Genomic DNA, 16,138 nt, shown 5'->3' on the forward strand with positions numbered 1-16,138 from the left:
ACTGGGTGCATGGCACGTTCCTCCGGCACCGACGCCCCGCGCATCACCCTGACCGAACCGATGAACCTGGAGGACTGGGCGCCAGCTCCCGGTGACGTCCTGACGGGCGACCGCATCGAGGGCAAGCGCATCGACGTCCTCGACCTGACCGGCGAGCGGCTGCCCGACCTGGAGATCGAGGAGTGCGTCATCGACACGCTCCGGGGGGACGATGCCGACTTCCGTGGGCTCCGCGTCCGTGACTCGATCATCGACTCGCTGGACGCCCCGATCCTGCGGGCATCGAGCAGTACGTGGCGCGAGGTCCGGGTTTCCGGCGGGCGGGTCGGGTCGGCGGAGTTGTACGACTCCGGGCTGAACGGCGTCGAGTTCGTCGGCATGAAGTTCGGGTTCGTGAACCTGCGTGGCTCGACGATCACCGACGTGGTGTTCCGCGACTGCGTCATCGACGAGCTCGACATCGCCGACGCGAAGCTGCTGCGGGTGTCGTTCGACGGCAGCAGCATCCGTGCCGCCGAGGGGTCGAACACCCGCATCGACCACGTCGACCTGCGCGGAGCCGACCTGGACCGGGTCGAACGGCTCGAGGGGTTCCGCGGGGCCACGATCGGCGCCGACCAGCTCTACACGCTCGCGCCGCTGCTGGCTGCACAGGCCGGCTACCGCGTCGACTGACCGAGCCCGGGTTTCGCGCTCACCGACACTGCACGCCCGCCAGGCCCCACGGACTGTCGCTCAGCGCGAAACATCGGCCGCACCGACGCCCGCACCGACCCCGGCCAGCGCCTCCGCCAGGTCGGCCTGCACCAGGTCGCCGTGCACCGCCGCGCCTGTCTGGGTGCCGGCAGCCGCCGACGCGATGACCGTCGCCATCGGGGCCGTCGCGTTGCCTGCCGCGTAGACACCCCGAACCGCCGTCTGCCCGGTGGCGTCCACGGTCAGGGCCGTGCCGAACCGGAAGTCACCCATGAACTGGTCGGTGGCGGTGAGGCCCAGCCCGGACAGGAAGCCCACCCGTGCCTCGGGCCGGCTCGCCGTGGCCAGGGCATCGAGTTCGACCGACGAACCGTCGCCGAGCCGGACGCCGGTCAGCCGGTCACCCTCGGACACGACGGCGGCGACGGGGCCCTCAACGACCGAGATGCCGCGGGCGCCCAAACCGGCCAGGGCGGTGTCGTCCATCAGTGCCGGATCGGTCAGGAACACGGTCACCCGCTCGCTCAGTGCCCGGAACATGAGCGCGTGGTGTGCGCCGTTCGGCGTCGTGACCAGGACCCCGATCCGCTGGTCGCGGATCTCCCACCCGTGGCAGAACGGGCAGTGCACGACCCCGCGCCCCCACTGCTCGGCCAGGCCCGGGACCTCCGGCAGGACGTCCACGGCGCCGGAGGCGACGACCAGCCTGCGTGCGGTGACGACCGCGCCGGAGTCCAGCGTGACCGAGAAGCCGACCGTGTCGTGACCGTCACCGGTCGTGGCGGACGTGGCCACGATCCTCCCGGCCGTGACCCGGACGCCGTAGGCGGCGACCTCGTCGCGACCGATGCGGAGCAGCTCGGTGGGTGCGACGCCCTCGTGGCCGAGGTAGTTGTGCGCGCCGGCCGCCGGGGCGTTGCGGGGCTCGCCGGAGTCGACGACGAGCACCGAGCGCCGCGAGCGGCCGAGGACGAGGGCGGCGGACAAGCCGGCGGCCGAGCCGCCGATGACGATGACGTCGAAGTGTTCGGGCATGCGCTGATCCTGCGGCGGGAACGGCTGCGACAGCAACGAAGTTTGCCGGTATGGCAACATGGCCGCCATGGGACACGGCAACCGGGACGCGACCGCCCCGCGCTCGACAGCCGAGGTCGTCGACGGTGTCGGCCCCCGACTCCGCGCGCTGCGCGTCCATCGCGACGTGACGCTCGCCGCGCTGTCCGAACAGACCGGGGTGTCGGTGAGCACCCTGTCGCGGCTCGAGTCCGGCCAGCGGAAGCCCACGCTGGAACTTTTGCTACCCCTCGCCCGGGCCTACCTAGTGCCCCTCGACGACCTGGTCGGCGCACCGCAGACGGGCGACCCGCGCGTGCACATGAAGCCCGAGGTGCACGGCGGCCGCGTCGTCGTGCCGCTGACGAAGCGCACCAGCGGGGTGCGCTCGTTCAAGCAGCTGTTCCCGCCGAACACCCCCGGTGGCGAACCGTCGCTCAAGACGCACGAGGGCTACGAGTGGCTCTACGTGCTGTCCGGACGGCTCCGGCTCGTGCTGGGGGACCTCGACCTCGACCTCGGGCCCGGCGAGGTCGCCGAGTTCGACACCCACACCCCGCACTGGATGGGCAACGTGACCGACTCCGTCACCGAGGTGCTGTGCCTGTACGGGCCGCAGGGCGAACGAGCCCACGTGCGGTCTCGTCCGGCCCGCTGACCGGTTGGGTCAGTCCGTGAAGACGTGCGCCACGACGTCGTCGAGCAGATCGGTCGTCTCGATGTTCGACTGCTGGATGTGGATGCCGATGTCGCCCCGCGCGAAGTACGTGTCGCCGTCGGTGACCGGGTACTGCGAGTTCTTCGAGACCTTCTGGCACAGGAACCCGTCGGACTCGTCGTCGCAGTCGTAGCCCTTCGTGGCGAGCTGCTCCAGCGCGTCGCGGGCGGCCGCGGGGTCGACGGCGTCGACCGCGATGGACAGGTACGAGGTGTCGGCCTGCGGCTCCCGCCACACGCAGTACAGGCGCTTGCCGTCGCCCTGCAGTGCCGGGGTGAACGAGCTCTTCGGGATCGCGATCGGGTCGCCGACGACCGACGGGTCGTTGAGCGGTGCCGAAGCGAACGCCTCGTCCCACTTGCCGGGTGTGATCAGGTCGGTGCAGCTGGCCGGGACGGTGGCCGTGTCGTCGTCGACGTCCGCGTCCTCGGAACTCGTGGGGTCGGGACTCGGCGCCGTCGTCGGGTCGGCTGCGGAGGTCGCGGTGGCGCTCGCCGGTCCGGCCGGTCCGGCCGGACCGGCCTGGGCGCAGCCGGTCATGGCGAGGCTCGCAGCCACCAGGGCAGTGAGCACGATCGTGTGGCGCATGGTTCCCCTTCGTCCGGTCGCGTCAGGTGATGACCGTCGCTCACGAACGTACCGACCGAGGGTCGCGGTGGCTGAGACCGTCACCGATTCGTTGTCCCCCGACCCAGTCGGTCAGCGGCTGCGCCACCACTGCGGCGACCGCGACCGTGCGCGCAGCCGTCGCGCCCACCGGCGCACCGGGTTCGCCCGTCGGCCGTTCACGCGGAACGTGTGGAAGGCACGTCGCGTCCGGACCCAGACGGACGGGAGGCCCGCCAACGGTCGCGCAGACACCTGCACCGTGAGCACGGGGTCGGCCACCACCCGCCAGGCCGGGTCGAGCTGCATGCTCAGGTCGACGTCGTCGTGCACCTCGGCGTCGCCGCGGTGCACCCTGCGGGCGACCGCGGCCCAGGTCGACCGGCGCATCGCCATGGCGGACCCGAACAGCGGCGGGCGCCCGAGCGCGCTCCACATCAGGACGAAGTACGGGCCCATGTACACGGCGTCCCACAACCGTCGCACCACGGCGCCACCGCCCCGGGGTCGGCCCGGCCCGGTCACCGCGACGACCTCGGGGTCGGCCACCAACCGGACCGCGTCGGCGATCCAGGACGGCGGTGGGACGGAGTCGGCGTCGAGCCGCACGATGACGTCCCCTGACGCACGGTCGTAGCCGCGCGCCGACGCCCGGGCGATCCCGCGCACCGGTTCCGTGAGGACGACCGCACCGGCGCCCCGGGCGACCGCCGCGCTGTCGTCGGTGCTGCCGTTGTCGACCACGACCACCTCGTCGGCGGGCCGGGTCTGGACCGCGAGGGCGGTGAGGCACCGGCGCAGGTGCACGGCGTCGTCCCGCACGGGGATCACGACCGAGACACGGGGCATCCGTCGATCCAACCGCCTGTCAGCTGTGCGGATTGTCGGACCGCGTCCCCCACCGTCCCGGGCCGCCGATCACCGCGCGGTAGCGTTCCGGGCATGGACCCGATCGACGCGCTCGCCGCCGAACTGCGGCAGTCCATCGGACGCGTCGTGCGCGCCGCACGACGCGAGGCGGACGCGCTGCCGGCCACGCACGCCACCACCCTCGGATTCCTGCAGCGTGAGGGCCCCATGACCATCGCGGAACTCGCGCGACGCCGTGGCGTGAAGCACCAGGGGCAGTCCCGCACGGTCGGCGAACTCGCCGGACTCGGGTTCGTCGACCGGACCGCGTCGGACACCGACCGGCGGGCAACGGTGATCCGGATCACCGACGCCGGCCGGGCCGCGCTGCAGCACGACACGGACGCCCGGACGGACTGGCTGGCCGAGGCGCTCCGTCAGGAGACCGACGCCGAGGAGCGCGCCCTGCTCAGCCGCCTGCCCGAGCTGTTCGAGCGGGTCGCGCGCCGGGCGGACTGAACGCGCCCGCACCTCCGGCACAGCAGGACTTCTACAACACCGCTGTACGGTCGACGGCATGCAGTTGACGAAGTACAACCACGCCACCGTCGTCCTCGAGCAGGACGGCGTCACCCTCGTCATCGACCCCGGGGTCTTCACGCCCGAGGCCGTCGACCTCGTCCCCGGTGCCGCGGGCGTCCTCGTCACGCACGACCACCCCGACCACTTCGACATCGACGCGCTCCGCGCGGGACTCGCCGCGGACCCCGACCTCGTCGTGCGCGGCCCGGAGACCGTCGTCGAGCAGCTCGGCGAACACCACGGACGCGTCGCAGCGGTGCACGCCGGTGACACGATCACCGTCGGACCGTTCTCCGTCCGGGTCTTCGGTGAGCAGCATGCGGTCATCCACCCCGACATCCCGTCCACCGCGAACGTCGGCTACCTGGTGGACGACGCGGTCTTCCACCCGGGCGACGCGTACCTCGAGCCCGGCGTCCCGGTGCCGACCCTGCTGCTGCCGACGAGCGGCCCCTGGACGAACACCGCCCAGGCCGTCGACTACGTCCGCGCCGTGGCACCCGAGCGGGCGGTGCAGATCCACGAGGCGATGCTGAGCGAGCTCGGTCAGCAGTCCGCCGCACGCTTCCTCGGGCCAGACGGTCTCGGGCCGGTCCCCGTCCTGATCCTGCCCGCGGGGGAGACGATCACCGTCTGACGGACGCGGGTTGCCCCTGGGAGGCGATCCGGGCCTCCCGAGCAGCATGGAGGGATGGCCGACGCACCCACGACAGCAGTCCTCTTCGACATCGACGGCACCCTCGCCGACTCGAACTACGCGCACATCGACGCGTGGTGGCGAGCGTTCCTGGCGGCGGGGGAGTCCGTCGACGCCTGGCGCATCCACCGCGCCATCGGCATGGACTCGGCGAAGCTGCTCGAGACGCTGCTGCCGGACGCGTCCCAGGAGACCCGCGACACCGCGAAGCAGTTCCACACCGCGTACTACGCCGAGCAGATGCCGCGGCTCCGGCTGCTGCCGGGTGCGCGCGAGCTCCTGCAGGCCGTCGCCGAGGCCGGGCACGCCGTCGTCCTGGCGACCAGCGCCCCCGAGCACGAACTCGCCCGCCTGCGCGACCTGCTCGACGCGGGCGAGTGGGTCACCGCCGAGACCAGCTCCGAGGACGTCGAGCAGGCGAAGCCGGACCCCGGCATCATCCGGGTGGCGCTCGACAAGGTCGGGGTCTCCGCTGACGACGCTGTGATGGTCGGGGATGCCATGTGGGACGTCGAGTCCGCCGGCAAGGTGGGGGTGACGTGCGTCGGCGTGATGACCGGTGGCATCGGCGGTGACGAACTCCGCGGTGCCGGAGCGGCCGAGGTGTACGACGACGCTGCGGCCGTGCTCGCGGCGTTCCGCGCCGGCGAGGGTCCGCTCGCGGCACTCGGTCGGCGCGCCTGACGGGCGGCGCGCCTGACGGGTGGCGCCGGTCGTGCTCGACGGCCGTCCTCGGTTTCTGCGACGTCGGTCGCCCGTGCCAGGATCGACGTTCGTGATCACGATCGAACGCGTGTCCTGGGACGACCCCCGCAGCGTGGTGCTCCGCGCCCGCATGGACGACGAGATGCACGAGCGCTACGGGTCGGCGAACGCCGGCGAGGACCCGGCGGTCACCGCCGAGCGCAGCCGTGCGCTGAGCGTCGATCCGTCGACGGTCGTCACGTCGATCCTGGCCGTCGACGAGTCCGGCGAACCGGTCGGGCACATCGCCGTCCGGCGTCTGGGGGACGAGGTCGAGCTGAAGCGCCTCATCGTGCTGGCGTCCGCGCGCGGCAAGGGTGCGGCGACCGCACTGCTCGACGAGTGCGAGCGCGTCGGTCGCGAACTCGGCGCCCCGCGGCTCATCCTGCAGACCGGTGACAAGCAGCCCGACGCCGTGGCGCTCTACCGCAAGACCGGCTGGGACCAGATCGACGTCTACGAGCCCTACGCCGCGACGATGCCGTGGTCGTTCTGCTTCGAGAAGACCCTGTAACTCGACCCGGTCCACATTGCACTTTCACCACGAGAGTGCAATTCTTGCTCGGTGAGCACCACCGAACGCACCCGAGCGCTCCGCCGACGCATGATCGGCGAGGCGCGTCGGGCGACGGTCGAGCACGGGCTGCACGGCTTCACGATCGAGCAGCTCTGCGAGACCGTCGGGGTGTCGCGCCGCACGTTCTTCAACCACTTCGGGTCGAAGGACGACGCCGTGCTCGGCATCGAGCTCAACGCCGACGTCGAGGCGATCGACGCCTACGCCGCGGGCGGCATCGTCCCCGCGGGACTCGACCCCCTCGACTCGATCGTGGCGCTGGCCATCGACCAGTTCCACCGGGTCGGCATCGCCCGCGCCGACGAAGCCCTGGTCCGCCGGGTGTTCGAGCGGGAGCCGGCGCTCGTCGCACGGTTCCTGTCGGCGACCGACGTGCAGCTCGCCCGGGTCACCGTGGCGCTCGGACGGCGGTTCGGGTGGGACGACCCCGCCGACCGCCGACCGCGTCTGGTCACCGAGACCGCGGCGGCGCTCCTCAAGGTCACCGCGACCGAGTACTTCGACGACGCGTTCGACGAGGCCACGGGGCCGACGTTCGACGCGCTGCTCACCGAGAACCTCCGCCTGCTCAGGGCGGTCACCACGACCGAACGGGAACACACCACATGAGCGCCACCGCGCCGGGCACCGCCAAGCGTGCCCGCCCAGGCTCCGACGGACCGCTGCTCCTGACGCAGCGTCGCATCTGGATCATCTTCTCCGCCCTGATCGCGGGGATGCTGCTCTCCAGCCTCGACCAGACCATCGTCTCCACCGCGATGCCGACCATCGTCGGGGAACTCGGCGGCGTCGCGCACCAGGCCTGGCTGACGACCGGGTACCTGCTGGCCTCGACCATCGTGATGCCCGTCTACGGCAAGTTCGGCGACGTCCTCGGCCGTCGCAACCTGTTCCTCATCGCGATCGCGCTGTTCACCATCGCGTCGGCCGGGTGCGCGTTCGCCACGGACTTCACGCAGCTCGTGGCGTTCCGTGCCATGCAGGGACTCGGTGGCGGTGGCCTGATGATCCTGTCGCAGGCGATCATCGCGGACATCGTGCCGGCGTCGCAGCGCGGCAAGTACCTCGGTCCGCTCGGTGCGATCTTCGGTCTGTCCGCCATCGGCGGCCCGCTGCTCGGTGGCTTCTTCGTGGACCACCTGACCTGGAACTGGGCGTTCTACATCAACATCCCGGTCGGCATCGCGGCGTTCTTCGTGGCGTGGTTCGCGCTGACCCTGCCGAACAAGAAGGCCACGAAGCGCATCGACGTGCTCGGGGTGCTCTTCATGTCCGCGGCGACCACGTGCCTGGTGTTCTTCTCGGAGTTCGGCGGCAGCAAGGACCACGGCTGGGACGCACCCGAGACCTGGGTCTGGTTCGCCGGTCTCGTCGTCTCGGCCGCACTCCTGGTGTTCGTCGAGTCCCGCGCGCAGGACCCGGTGCTCCCGCTGTCGTTCTTCCGCAACCGCACCTTCCTGCTGGCGACCGGCATCGGCCTGGTGCTCGGAATCGGCATGTTCGCGGCGATCGGGTTCGTCCCGACGTTCCTGCAGATGGCCTCGGGCACCTCGGCCGCGGTCTCCGGCCTGCTGATGCTGCCGATGATGGCCGGCCTGATCGGGACGTCGATCGCATCGGGTGTCCTGATCACCAAGACCGGCCGCTACCGGATGTTCCCGATCGTCGGCACGGTGCTGGTGGCCATCGCGATGCTCGCGATGACCCAGCTGGCGGCGGACACCCCGATCTGGCTCATCTGCGCCTACCTGTTCGTGTTCGGTGCGGGGCTCGGCCTGATCATGCAGGTGGTCGTCCTCGTCGCGCAGAACGCCGTTCCTGCCGAGCAGGTCGGGACCGCCACGTCGACGAACAACTACTTCCGCGAGGTCGGTGCCTCCCTCGGCACCGCCGTCTTCGGCGCGCTCTTCACCGCGCGGCTCACGACGTCGCTGACCGACGTGTTCCGCGGTGCCGGTGGCTCGGCGACCGATGCGGCGTCGTCGGCGGGCAGCATCGACCCGTCGACCGTCGCAGGGCTGCCGCCGGCGGTGCAGGACGGCGTCGTGAACGCCTACGCCGACTCGCTCGCACCGGTGTTCTGGTACCTGCTGCCGTTCATCGCGGTGGCGTTCCTGCTCGCGCTGTTCCTGCCGCAGATCACACTGTCCGACACGGCCGGCATGGTCGCCCGTGGCGAGGCCGTCGGCGGTGACGAGGCCGACGAGCTCGAGCGGGCCCAGCGCGCGGCCCGGACGGCGGGGTCGGAGTCCGTCTCGTCGGGTGGTGAGACGCCGGCGTCCCGCCGGGACGCCTCGGATTGAGCGAGACGCCGCCGGATTCGGCGGCGTCCAGCGGATCGCGGGGCGCGTTGTGGAGACGACGGCGTGCTGACGGGAGGCGCGGTGCCAGCTGGTGCCGCGCCTCCCGTCGGTCGTCCGCTCGCGCTCACTGCCGCAGCCGGCGTTTCGTGCCGGGCGACACCTCACGCGTCCCAGCGCGCGTGCGCTGCCGCTGAGCGCGTGAGGTCGCGGTCGCCCGGCGCTACGCGCCGGTGCTCGCGCGCGGCACGAGCCGTGTCGGCAGGGCCGCGGGCTCGGCGGCCGTGCCGTCGAGCGTCGCGAGGAGTCGCAGTGCCGCAGCCCGACCGAGGTCAGCGCCGGGCAGTGCCACGCTCGTCAACGCCGGCGCGGTGACCGACGACGACGGCAGGTCGTCGAAGCCCGCGACCGCGAGTGCGCCGGGGACGGCGATGCCGAGCGCGCCAGCGACCCGCAGGACCCCGTAGGCCAGGGTGTCCGCGGCCGCGACGACGGCGGTGACGTCGTCGTCCTGCCAGGCCTCGATGACGTGCTCGGTGGCCGAGGCCGCGGCCTCGACGGTCAGGTCGGCACGGGCGGTGACCTCGGAGACGGTGATGCCGGCGTCTGCGCAGGCCTGCTCGAACAGGTCGCGGCGCACGCCGAACGTCGCCGCCCGTGAGGTGCCGTCGAGGTAGCCCACGTGCCGGTGCCCCTGGTCGTGCAGGTGTGCGACGAGCTCGTGCACGCCGGTGGAGAGGTCGTAGTTGACGGCCTCGGGGCCACCGGGGGCGTCGAGCAGCACCACGGGGACGCTCGCCGACATCGGCTCGTCGGCGGCGGGGGCGTCGACCAGGATGCCGGCGGGCCGGAGCCGTTCGAAGCGCCGGACGTCGGCCGCGACCGGCTGCGCGCCCCGTTCGGTGACGGAGAGCACGAGCTGGAACCGGTCGCCCAGGGTGTCGCGGACGCCACGGATGACCTCGGCGAAGAACGGGTTCGACAGGTCGGGGGCGATGAACACGACGAGGTCACCGCTGCCGCGCGCCAACGAGCTGGCGGCGTGGTCGACGACGTAGCCGAGGTCGTCCACGGCGTCGCGTACCCGTGCGGCGATGGGAGCCGAGACCCGCCCGCGGTCCTTGCCGTTCACGACGAGGGAGACCGTGGCGATGCTCGTGCCCGCACGCTCGGCCACCATCGCAGCGGTCACACGACGGCTCGGGGCGGCGGGGGAGGGCACCCGTCGATGCTAGCGAGCGCGGTGCTCGAACTTGACGTCAAGCGTTTGACGTGTTTCGATGTCAAACGCTTGACGCGCCGCGTCGCCAGCGTTCTGCCGGCCCGTGGATCCCCACCACGTCGAGCACTCACCTCGATTCCCCGAAGAAGTGGAGCGCCCAGCGTGCCCGATGCGACCCAGCCCGCCGCGAAGATCATCCTCGACTGCGATCCCGGACACGACGACGCCGTGGCGCTCCTGCTCGCCCACGGCAGCCCGGCGATCGACCTGCTCGCCGTGACCACCGTCGTCGGCAACCAGACCCTGCCGAAGGTCACCCGCAACGCCCTGGCCGTCGCGCGGATCGCCGGCATCACCGGGGTGCCGTTCGCCGCCGGTGCCGCCCGCCCGCTGCTGCGTCAGATCGAGGTCGCCCCGGACATCCACGGCGAGAGCGGCCTGGACGGCCCGATGCTCCCCGAGCCGTCGTTCGCCCTCGACGAGCGCCACGCCGTCGACCTGATCATCGACACCGTGATGGCGCACGAGCCCGGCACGGTCACCCTCGTGCCGACCGGCGGCCTGACGAACATCGCCCTCGCCGCCCGCAAGGAGCCCCGCATCGTCGAGCGCGTCAAGCAGGTCGTGCTCATGGGCGGTGGTGTGCACGTCGGCAACTGGAGCCCGGTCGCCGAGTTCAACATCGTCATCGACCCCGAGGCCGCGGCCATCGTGTTCGAGGCCGGCTGGGACGTCGTGATGGTCGGTCTCGACCTGACGCACCAGGCCCTGGCCACCCCCGAGGTCGCCGCGCGCATCGCCGGTGTCGGCACCGCCCCCGCCGCGTTCGTCGGCGAGCTGCTCGACTTCTTCGGGCAGACCTACAAGGACGCCCAGGGCTTCGACGCCCCGCCGGTGCACGACCCCTGCGCCGTCGCCTACGTGATCGACCCGACGATCGTCCGCGCCGTGAAGGTCCCGATCCGCGTCGAGACCCAGGGTGCCCTGACCCTCGGGATGACCGTCGCCGACTTCCGCGCCCCGGCGCCCGCGGACTGCCGCACGAGCGCCGCGATGGAGCTCGACCACGGCCGGTTCTGGGACCTGGTCGTCGACGCGCTCGAGCGCATCGGCGAGACGGCCAACACCGGCTGGACCCCTCGTGCCGCCGCCGACGCCGTCGAAGCCGGCATCACCACGACCCCGGAGCACTGAACCCCATGACCTCCACCTCGACGAAGAAGTCGATCGGCGCCCTCACCGCCGCGCTCCTCGCCGCGTGCATCGCGTTCCAGCTGAACGCGAGCATGCTCAGCCCCGCGCTCGTCACGATGGCGCGCGAGCTCCACACCGACGACGCCACCATCGGCCTGTCGCAGACCCTGTACTTCACGCTCGCGGCGCTGTTCTCGCTGTTCCTGCCGCGGCTCTCCGACATCGTCGGTCGCAAGCGCGTGCTGCTCGGCATGCTCGCCGTGATGCTCGTCGGCAGCATCGTCGCCGCGCTCGCGGTGAACGTGCCGATGCTGTTCGCCGGCCGGATCATCCAGGGCGTCACGGGTCCGGTCGTCCCCATCTGTCTGCTCGTCCTGCGCAACGAGATCAGCGACCCGAAGCGCTACGGCGCCGCGCTCGGGCTGCTGACCGCGGTGAACGGCGGCATCGCGGGCGTCGACGCCCTGGCCGGCGGGTGGATCGCGACCAACTTCGGGTTCCGCGGGATCTTCTGGGTCATCGCCGTCGTCACCGTCCTCGCCCTGTTCCTGGTCGCCGTCTGGGGCGTCGAGTCGAAGCCCTCCGCCGGCACCCGGATGGACTGGATCGGCGTCGTCCCCCTCGTGGTCTCGGTCGGGGCGCTGCTCACGGCGTTCAACGAGGCCGGCAAGCTCGGCGCGGCGAACCCGGCCCTCGTGATCGGCGGCGTCGTCGTCGCGCTCGTCGCCTTCGCCGTGTTCTGGGCCGTCGAGTCGCGGGTGCGGGAACCCCTGGTCGAGACCCGGTTCCTGAAACGCCGTGCGACCTGGGCGCTCCTGGCGACGACGTTCCTGACGATGACGGGCGTGTTCGCGGTCGTCAACGGCCTGGTCACGTCGCTCGCGCAGAACGGCGACGCCGGCTTCGGCATGGAGCCCGACCTGGCCTCGCTCGTGTTCCTCACCCCGTACGCGCTGGTCGGCTGGATCGTCGGACCCTTCGCCGGGCGCCTCGCCCCGACCATCGGGTACCGCGCTGTCCTGCGCTTCGGCCTGATCGGCAGCATCGTCTCGACCGTGCTGATGGCGCTCGTCGGCGTGCACTCGCTGCCCGTGCTGGTCACCGCGACCGTGCTGATCGGCATCACCTACGCCGGCATCGCGAACATCATCCTGAACGGCCTGGGCATCGTGCTGTCGCCGGAGTCGAACCCCGGCTTCCTGCCCGGCCTGAACGCCGGTGCGTTCAACCTCGGCGCCGGCGTCAGCTTCGCCGTCCTGCCCGCGCTGCAGATCGCGCTCGGCGTCGGCGGTTCCGCGGGCACCGCCGGGTACTCCGGTGGCATGCTGCTCGGGGCCGCGATCACGACCGTCGCACTCGCGATCTCGTTCCTCATCCCCCGTCCGGAAGGCGCCGAGACCACGTCCGTCGCCCCGCAGAAGGAGACCGTCCGTTGACCGAGAGCATCGTCGTCGTCGGGTCGCTCAACGCGGACCTGGTGGTCCGCACCGCGCGCTTCCCCCAGCCCGGTGAGACCCTGCAGGGCTCCGACCTCGCGATCCTGCCCGGTGGCAAGTCCGCCAACCAGGCGGTGGCTGCCGGGAGGCTCGGGGGCACGGTGCGCATGATCGGTGCGGTCGGCGACGACGGGAACGGTGCGCTGCTCCGCGACTCCGTCGCGGCTGCGGGTGTCGACACGACGCACGTCGCCGTCCGTCAGGGAACGGCGACCGGCACCGCCGTCATCACGGTCGACGCCGCAGGCGAGAACACCATCGTGATCTCCGCCGGGGCGAACGGCACGCTGACGCCGGAGGACGTGCCGACCGACGCCTTCGCCGACGCCACGGTGCTGGGGCTCTGCCTCGAGGTGTCGATCGACGTCGTCCTCGCCGCCGCCCGGGCTGCGCACGCCGCCGGGGTCACGGTGCTCACGAACCTGTCGCCCTTCGGCGCGGTGCCGGCCGAACTGCTCGAGCTGACCGACGTGCTGCTCGTGAACGAGCACGAGGCCGCCGCGCTCGGGGACCACGGTGTCGCGCGGTCGATCGTCACCCGTGGTGGTGCCGGCTGCGTCGTGCACGATCGCGGTGCCGAGCCGGTGTCGATCGACGCCGTGCGGGTCGAGCCGGTGGACACCACGGGCTGCGGCGACGCCTTCATGGGTGCGGTGGCGCTGCGCCTGGCCACCGGGGACACCCTCGTCGACGCCGCCCGGTTCGCGGTGGGGGTCGGGGCGTACGCCGCGACCAAGCCGGGCGCGCAGGCCTCGTACCCGACCACCGCCGAGCTGGAGGCGTTCCTGCGGGCGTGACCCGCGCCTCCCGGCCGTGGGGTGACTGCGCGGCCCACTAGCGTTGGGTCCATGCGCGTGGGAGTCCTCGACATCGGGTCCAACACCGGCCACCTGCTCGTCGTGGACGCCCACGGCGGCGCTGCGCCGCTGCCGGCGTCCTCGTTCAAGCAGCCGCTGCGGCTGGCCGAGCACCTCGACGACTCGGGCGCGGTGACCCAGCAGGGGATCGACGCCCTGACCACCTTCGTCGCCGACGCGGTCCGCGTCGCCGAGGAGCGCGGCTGCGAGGACATGCTCGCGTTCGCCACCTCGGCGGTGCGCGACGCCGGCAACTCCGAGGCCGTGCTCGCCCACGTCGAGGCCTCCACCGGGGTCGAGCTGGCCGTCCTGTCCGGCTCGGACGAGGCCCGGCTGACGTTCCTGGCCGTGCGCCGCTGGTTCGGCTGGTCCGCCGGTCGCCTGGCGGTCTTCGACATCGGCGGGGGCTCGCTCGAGATCGCCGGCGGTGCCGACGAGGCACCGGACGTCGCGTGGTCGATGCCGATCGGTGCCGCCCGGCTGGCGCGCTCCTACTTCTCGGCCGGCACCCCGACCGAGGACGACGTCCGCCGCATCCGGCACGAGATCCGCGTGGAGATCGCCCGTGACGCCGGACGGTTGCTCCGCTCGGGGCGTCCGGACCGGGCCGTGGCGACGTCGAAGACGTTCCGGTCGATCGCCCGCGTCTGCGGGGCCGCGCCGTCCGCCGCCGGACCACTCGTGCCCCGTGCGCTCGACGGCGCGGTGCTGCGGCAGCGCCTGCCGGAGCTGCTGACGATGTCGGTCGACGAGCTCGCGGCGCTGCCCGGTGTCTCACCGAGCCGCGCACACCAGGTGGTGCCCGGCGCGCTCGTCGCCGAGGCGTGCCTGGACATCTTCGACCTGCCGGCCCTCGAGATCTGCCCGTGGGCACTGCGCGAGGGCGTCATCCTCGAGCGGCTCGATCAGCTGTCGGTGCTCGGGACCCCGTAGCGACCCGTCGATCTAGCCGCGCGGCTGCCGGACCGGCTGCTGCCGTTGCTGTTGCGGTTGCTTCGGCGGTGCGAGCAGCCACGGACGGATCAGCTTCGTCACGAACGGCAGCACCCAGAACGTCATGATCGGCGTGAGCACGACGGTCGTGATGAGCACCCGGGGCAGGATCGCGACGTGCGCGAACGCGGGGACGAGCCAGGCCATCAGGTACGTGAAGGCGAGGTTCACCGGGAAGAAGCCGAGCCAGATGCTCACGGACTGCTTCCACCGCGGGGGAGCGCTCGAGGCCGGAGCGTCCTGCGGGACGTCGAACCACCCCTCGATGCCGGTGCGCTTCTCGACGCGGGACTCCACCACCAGGTCACGGCCCAGGTCGAGCCACCGCAGCCGGTCGTCGGAGTTCTCCCACGTCGCCAGGGAGTCGTGGTCGGCGAACCGGTAGAGCATGTGCCACTCGCGCGACTGCGCCCGGGAACGCACCCACCCGGAGCCGAGGAAGCCCGGGTAGCGGTTCGCCAGGTTCACCCCGGACTGCACCCAGCGGGTGGCCTCGGGGATGCGGTCGGGTTCGACCAGGCGGGTGACGGAGACGGTGACGGGTGGGCCATCGGTCGCGGGTGGCGACGACAAGGCCCCAGGCTCTTCTGGAGTCATGTGCCCAGTGTCGCGGACCCGTGTTTCCGGCTCGTGACACGTGCCTCGCGCGCCGGCTGAACGGATCCGCGTCGTCCTTCGACCACCGTCCCAGGTGGGTGCAAGACGATCATCTGGCGAACGCATCACCGAGAGGACCCCGATGCCCCACCCCGAGCCCACCACCACCCTCATCGCCACCGTCGACGGGCCCGACGGCGGCACGTACGAGGTGCGGCGGCTGACGCTCCCGGTGGGTGCGTCGACCGGCTGGCACCAGCACGACGCACGCCAGACGGGTCTCGTGGTGCGCGGGGCGCTGACGCACGTCACCGAAGAGGCCACTCGGGTCGTCGGGCCGGGGCAGGCCCTGGTCGAGGAGCCGCGCATCGTGCACGACGGCCGCAGCACCGGCACGGAGGACGCCGAGCTGCTCTACGTCGCCCACCTGCCGGCAGGTGCAGCGGCGTCGACCCCGGGCGAGCCACCAGCCAACGAGGGGCCGGCCCGCAGCGCGCTCGTGACGGTCCCGCTGGGCCGGCCGCAGTTCGTGCACGCCCTGCGCTACACCGCGATGTACGCACCGAAGCCCTTCGCCGAGGCCCTGCTCGTCTACCGGGACAACGGCACGTACACGATCCTGTCCCCGGGCGAGGACCACCACGGCTGTTACGTCTCGGCGACGGACCCCGCCGAGGGGATGCGGCACGTCGCGTTCATGTCGTGGCCGTCCGCGGACTGGGGACGGAACATCGCATCGCACACCCTGACCTTCGAGGCGGCGAGCGGCGCGTTCACACAGGAGCTCCGGTTGCCGGGTGACCCGGTCCCGCGGGCGCAGTACGGGTACGCGGTGCCCGTCGAGGACCCGGAGTCGATCGACACCGGCGCCGGGTGGGCAGCGCTCCGCCAGCAGTACGCCGAGGTGTTCACCACGCTCGAGCGCCTGGCGGGCGGCGGGTCGACCGCGGCCTGAGC

General features: G+C 72.1%; 18 protein-coding genes. 13 read left to right on the forward strand and 5 right to left on the reverse strand.

The genetic code is table 11. The features are described 5' to 3' along the window. Positions 1-9 precede the first annotated feature (9 nt). On the forward strand, positions 10-675 hold the full coding sequence (locus MXD64_RS01720) for a pentapeptide repeat-containing protein (protein WP_017887518.1): 666 nt from the start codon (positions 10-12) through the stop codon (positions 673-675). Positions 676-735: 60 nt separating this feature from the next. Here MXD64_RS01720 and MXD64_RS01725 read toward each other — a convergent pair whose 3' ends face one another. Then, on the reverse strand, positions 736-1,731 hold the full coding sequence (locus MXD64_RS01725; RefSeq protein WP_263137059.1) for an NAD(P)/FAD-dependent oxidoreductase: 996 nt from the start codon (positions 1,729-1,731) through the stop codon (positions 736-738). A gap of 58 nt (positions 1,732-1,789) precedes the next feature. Between MXD64_RS01725 and MXD64_RS01730 the strand changes: the two genes are divergently transcribed. Further along, positions 1,790-2,407 carry a helix-turn-helix domain-containing protein gene (locus MXD64_RS01730; protein ID WP_214519624.1) on the forward strand — a complete coding sequence of 206 codons (618 nt, stop codon included), beginning with the start codon at positions 1,790-1,792 and terminating at the stop codon, positions 2,405-2,407. A 9-nt stretch (positions 2,408-2,416) separates the two neighbouring features. Here MXD64_RS01730 and MXD64_RS01735 read toward each other — a convergent pair whose 3' ends face one another. Next, positions 2,417-3,055, reverse strand: coding sequence for a hypothetical protein (locus MXD64_RS01735; RefSeq protein ID WP_214519625.1), 639 nt, complete (start codon positions 3,053-3,055; stop codon positions 2,417-2,419). Between the two features lie 111 nt (positions 3,056-3,166). Beyond that, positions 3,167-3,922, reverse strand: coding sequence for a glycosyltransferase (locus MXD64_RS01740; RefSeq protein WP_259495069.1), 756 nt, complete (start codon positions 3,920-3,922; stop codon positions 3,167-3,169). Positions 3,923-4,015: 93 nt separating this feature from the next. Between MXD64_RS01740 and MXD64_RS01745 the strand changes: the two genes are divergently transcribed. From MXD64_RS01745 to MXD64_RS01770, 6 genes are all read left to right on the forward strand, one after another. Continuing rightward, a complete protein-coding gene (locus MXD64_RS01745) occupies positions 4,016-4,441 on the forward strand; it encodes a MarR family winged helix-turn-helix transcriptional regulator (protein ID WP_259495071.1) in 426 nt (141 codons plus the stop codon). A gap of 58 nt (positions 4,442-4,499) precedes the next feature. After that, a complete protein-coding gene (locus tag MXD64_RS01750) occupies positions 4,500-5,141 on the forward strand; it encodes an MBL fold metallo-hydrolase (RefSeq protein ID WP_259495073.1) in 642 nt (213 codons plus the stop codon). A gap of 54 nt (positions 5,142-5,195) precedes the next feature. Next, the gene (locus MXD64_RS01755) at positions 5,196-5,885 is read left to right on the forward strand and encodes an HAD family hydrolase (protein WP_042538317.1); all 690 of its coding nucleotides are present in this window, start codon (positions 5,196-5,198) and stop codon (positions 5,883-5,885) included. Between the two features lie 91 nt (positions 5,886-5,976). Continuing rightward, the gene (locus MXD64_RS01760) at positions 5,977-6,459 is read left to right on the forward strand and encodes a GNAT family N-acetyltransferase (protein WP_231564055.1); all 483 of its coding nucleotides are present in this window, start codon (positions 5,977-5,979) and stop codon (positions 6,457-6,459) included. Positions 6,460-6,510: 51 nt separating this feature from the next. Then, positions 6,511-7,131, forward strand: a complete 621-nt coding sequence (locus MXD64_RS01765) for a TetR/AcrR family transcriptional regulator (protein WP_017887509.1) — start codon at positions 6,511-6,513, stop codon at positions 7,129-7,131. After that, on the forward strand, positions 7,128-8,825 hold the full coding sequence (locus MXD64_RS01770; protein WP_263137060.1) for an MDR family MFS transporter: 1,698 nt from the start codon (positions 7,128-7,130) through the stop codon (positions 8,823-8,825). The genes MXD64_RS01765 and MXD64_RS01770 overlap by 4 nt, the downstream gene beginning before the upstream one ends. Before the next feature lie 220 nt (positions 8,826-9,045). Here MXD64_RS01770 and MXD64_RS01775 read toward each other — a convergent pair whose 3' ends face one another. Next, a complete protein-coding gene (locus tag MXD64_RS01775) occupies positions 9,046-10,044 on the reverse strand; it encodes a LacI family DNA-binding transcriptional regulator (RefSeq protein WP_040419828.1) in 999 nt (332 codons plus the stop codon). 162 nt (positions 10,045-10,206) lie between these two features. On the opposite strand from MXD64_RS01775, the gene uriH reads away from it, so the two are divergent. Genes uriH through MXD64_RS01795 form a run of 4 tightly spaced genes read left to right on the forward strand, consistent with a single transcriptional unit; the run spans position 10,207 to position 14,524 of the window. Next, positions 10,207-11,238, forward strand: a complete 1,032-nt coding sequence (gene uriH, locus MXD64_RS01780) for a uridine-preferring nucleoside hydrolase UriH (protein ID WP_263137061.1) — start codon at positions 10,207-10,209, stop codon at positions 11,236-11,238. 5 nt (positions 11,239-11,243) lie between these two features. Further along, positions 11,244-12,674: a uridine transporter UriT gene (gene uriT / locus MXD64_RS01785; RefSeq protein ID WP_017887505.1), complete on the forward strand. Its 1,431-nt coding sequence runs from the start codon at positions 11,244-11,246 to the stop codon at positions 12,672-12,674. Continuing rightward, positions 12,671-13,531: a ribokinase gene (locus MXD64_RS01790; RefSeq protein WP_263137062.1), complete on the forward strand. Its 861-nt coding sequence runs from the start codon at positions 12,671-12,673 to the stop codon at positions 13,529-13,531. Before uriT ends, MXD64_RS01790 begins: the two co-directional genes overlap by 4 nt. Before the next feature lie 51 nt (positions 13,532-13,582). Beyond that, complete coding sequence (locus MXD64_RS01795; protein ID WP_056073155.1) at positions 13,583-14,524, forward strand: Ppx/GppA phosphatase family protein; 942 nt, start codon at positions 13,583-13,585, stop codon at positions 14,522-14,524. 12 nt (positions 14,525-14,536) lie between these two features. Here the strand turns inward: MXD64_RS01795 and MXD64_RS01800 are convergent, their stop codons facing one another. Continuing rightward, a complete protein-coding gene (locus tag MXD64_RS01800; protein ID WP_071251780.1) occupies positions 14,537-15,181 on the reverse strand; it encodes an antibiotic biosynthesis monooxygenase in 645 nt (214 codons plus the stop codon). 142 nt (positions 15,182-15,323) lie between these two features. On the opposite strand from MXD64_RS01800, the gene MXD64_RS01805 reads away from it, so the two are divergent. After that, positions 15,324-16,136 carry a cupin domain-containing protein gene (locus MXD64_RS01805; protein ID WP_214533067.1) on the forward strand — a complete coding sequence of 271 codons (813 nt, stop codon included), beginning with the start codon at positions 15,324-15,326 and terminating at the stop codon, positions 16,134-16,136. The last annotated feature ends 2 nt before the right edge of the window (positions 16,137-16,138 follow it).

It is taken from the genome of Curtobacterium sp. Arg-1, assembly GCF_025643395.1.
GTDB classification, from domain to species: domain Bacteria; phylum Actinomycetota; class Actinomycetes; order Actinomycetales; family Microbacteriaceae; genus Curtobacterium; species Curtobacterium poinsettiae.

Coding starts and splice junctions, on each gene's coding strand:
- MXD64_RS01805 (WP_214533067.1), top strand. CDS start 15,324: ATGCCCCACCCCGAGCCCACCACCACCCTCATCGCCACCGTCGACGGG.
- MXD64_RS01735 (WP_214519625.1), bottom strand. CDS start 3,055: ATGCGCCACACGATCGTGCTCACTGCCCTGGTGGCTGCGAGCCTCGCC.
- MXD64_RS01740 (WP_259495069.1), bottom strand. CDS start 3,922: ATGCCCCGTGTCTCGGTCGTGATCCCCGTGCGGGACGACGCCGTGCAC.
- uriT (WP_017887505.1), top strand. CDS start 11,244: ATGACCTCCACCTCGACGAAGAAGTCGATCGGCGCCCTCACCGCCGCG.
- MXD64_RS01730 (WP_214519624.1), top strand. CDS start 1,790: ATGGCCGCCATGGGACACGGCAACCGGGACGCGACCGCCCCGCGCTCG.
- MXD64_RS01755 (WP_042538317.1), top strand. CDS start 5,196: ATGGCCGACGCACCCACGACAGCAGTCCTCTTCGACATCGACGGCACC.
- MXD64_RS01750 (WP_259495073.1), top strand. CDS start 4,500: ATGCAGTTGACGAAGTACAACCACGCCACCGTCGTCCTCGAGCAGGAC.
- MXD64_RS01770 (WP_263137060.1), top strand. CDS start 7,128: ATGAGCGCCACCGCGCCGGGCACCGCCAAGCGTGCCCGCCCAGGCTCC.
- MXD64_RS01745 (WP_259495071.1), top strand. CDS start 4,016: ATGGACCCGATCGACGCGCTCGCCGCCGAACTGCGGCAGTCCATCGGA.
- MXD64_RS01725 (WP_263137059.1), bottom strand. CDS start 1,731: ATGCCCGAACACTTCGACGTCATCGTCATCGGCGGCTCGGCCGCCGGC.
- MXD64_RS01720 (WP_017887518.1), top strand. CDS start 10: ATGGCACGTTCCTCCGGCACCGACGCCCCGCGCATCACCCTGACCGAA.
- MXD64_RS01795 (WP_056073155.1), top strand. CDS start 13,583: ATGCGCGTGGGAGTCCTCGACATCGGGTCCAACACCGGCCACCTGCTC.
- MXD64_RS01800 (WP_071251780.1), bottom strand. CDS start 15,181: ATGACTCCAGAAGAGCCTGGGGCCTTGTCGTCGCCACCCGCGACCGAT.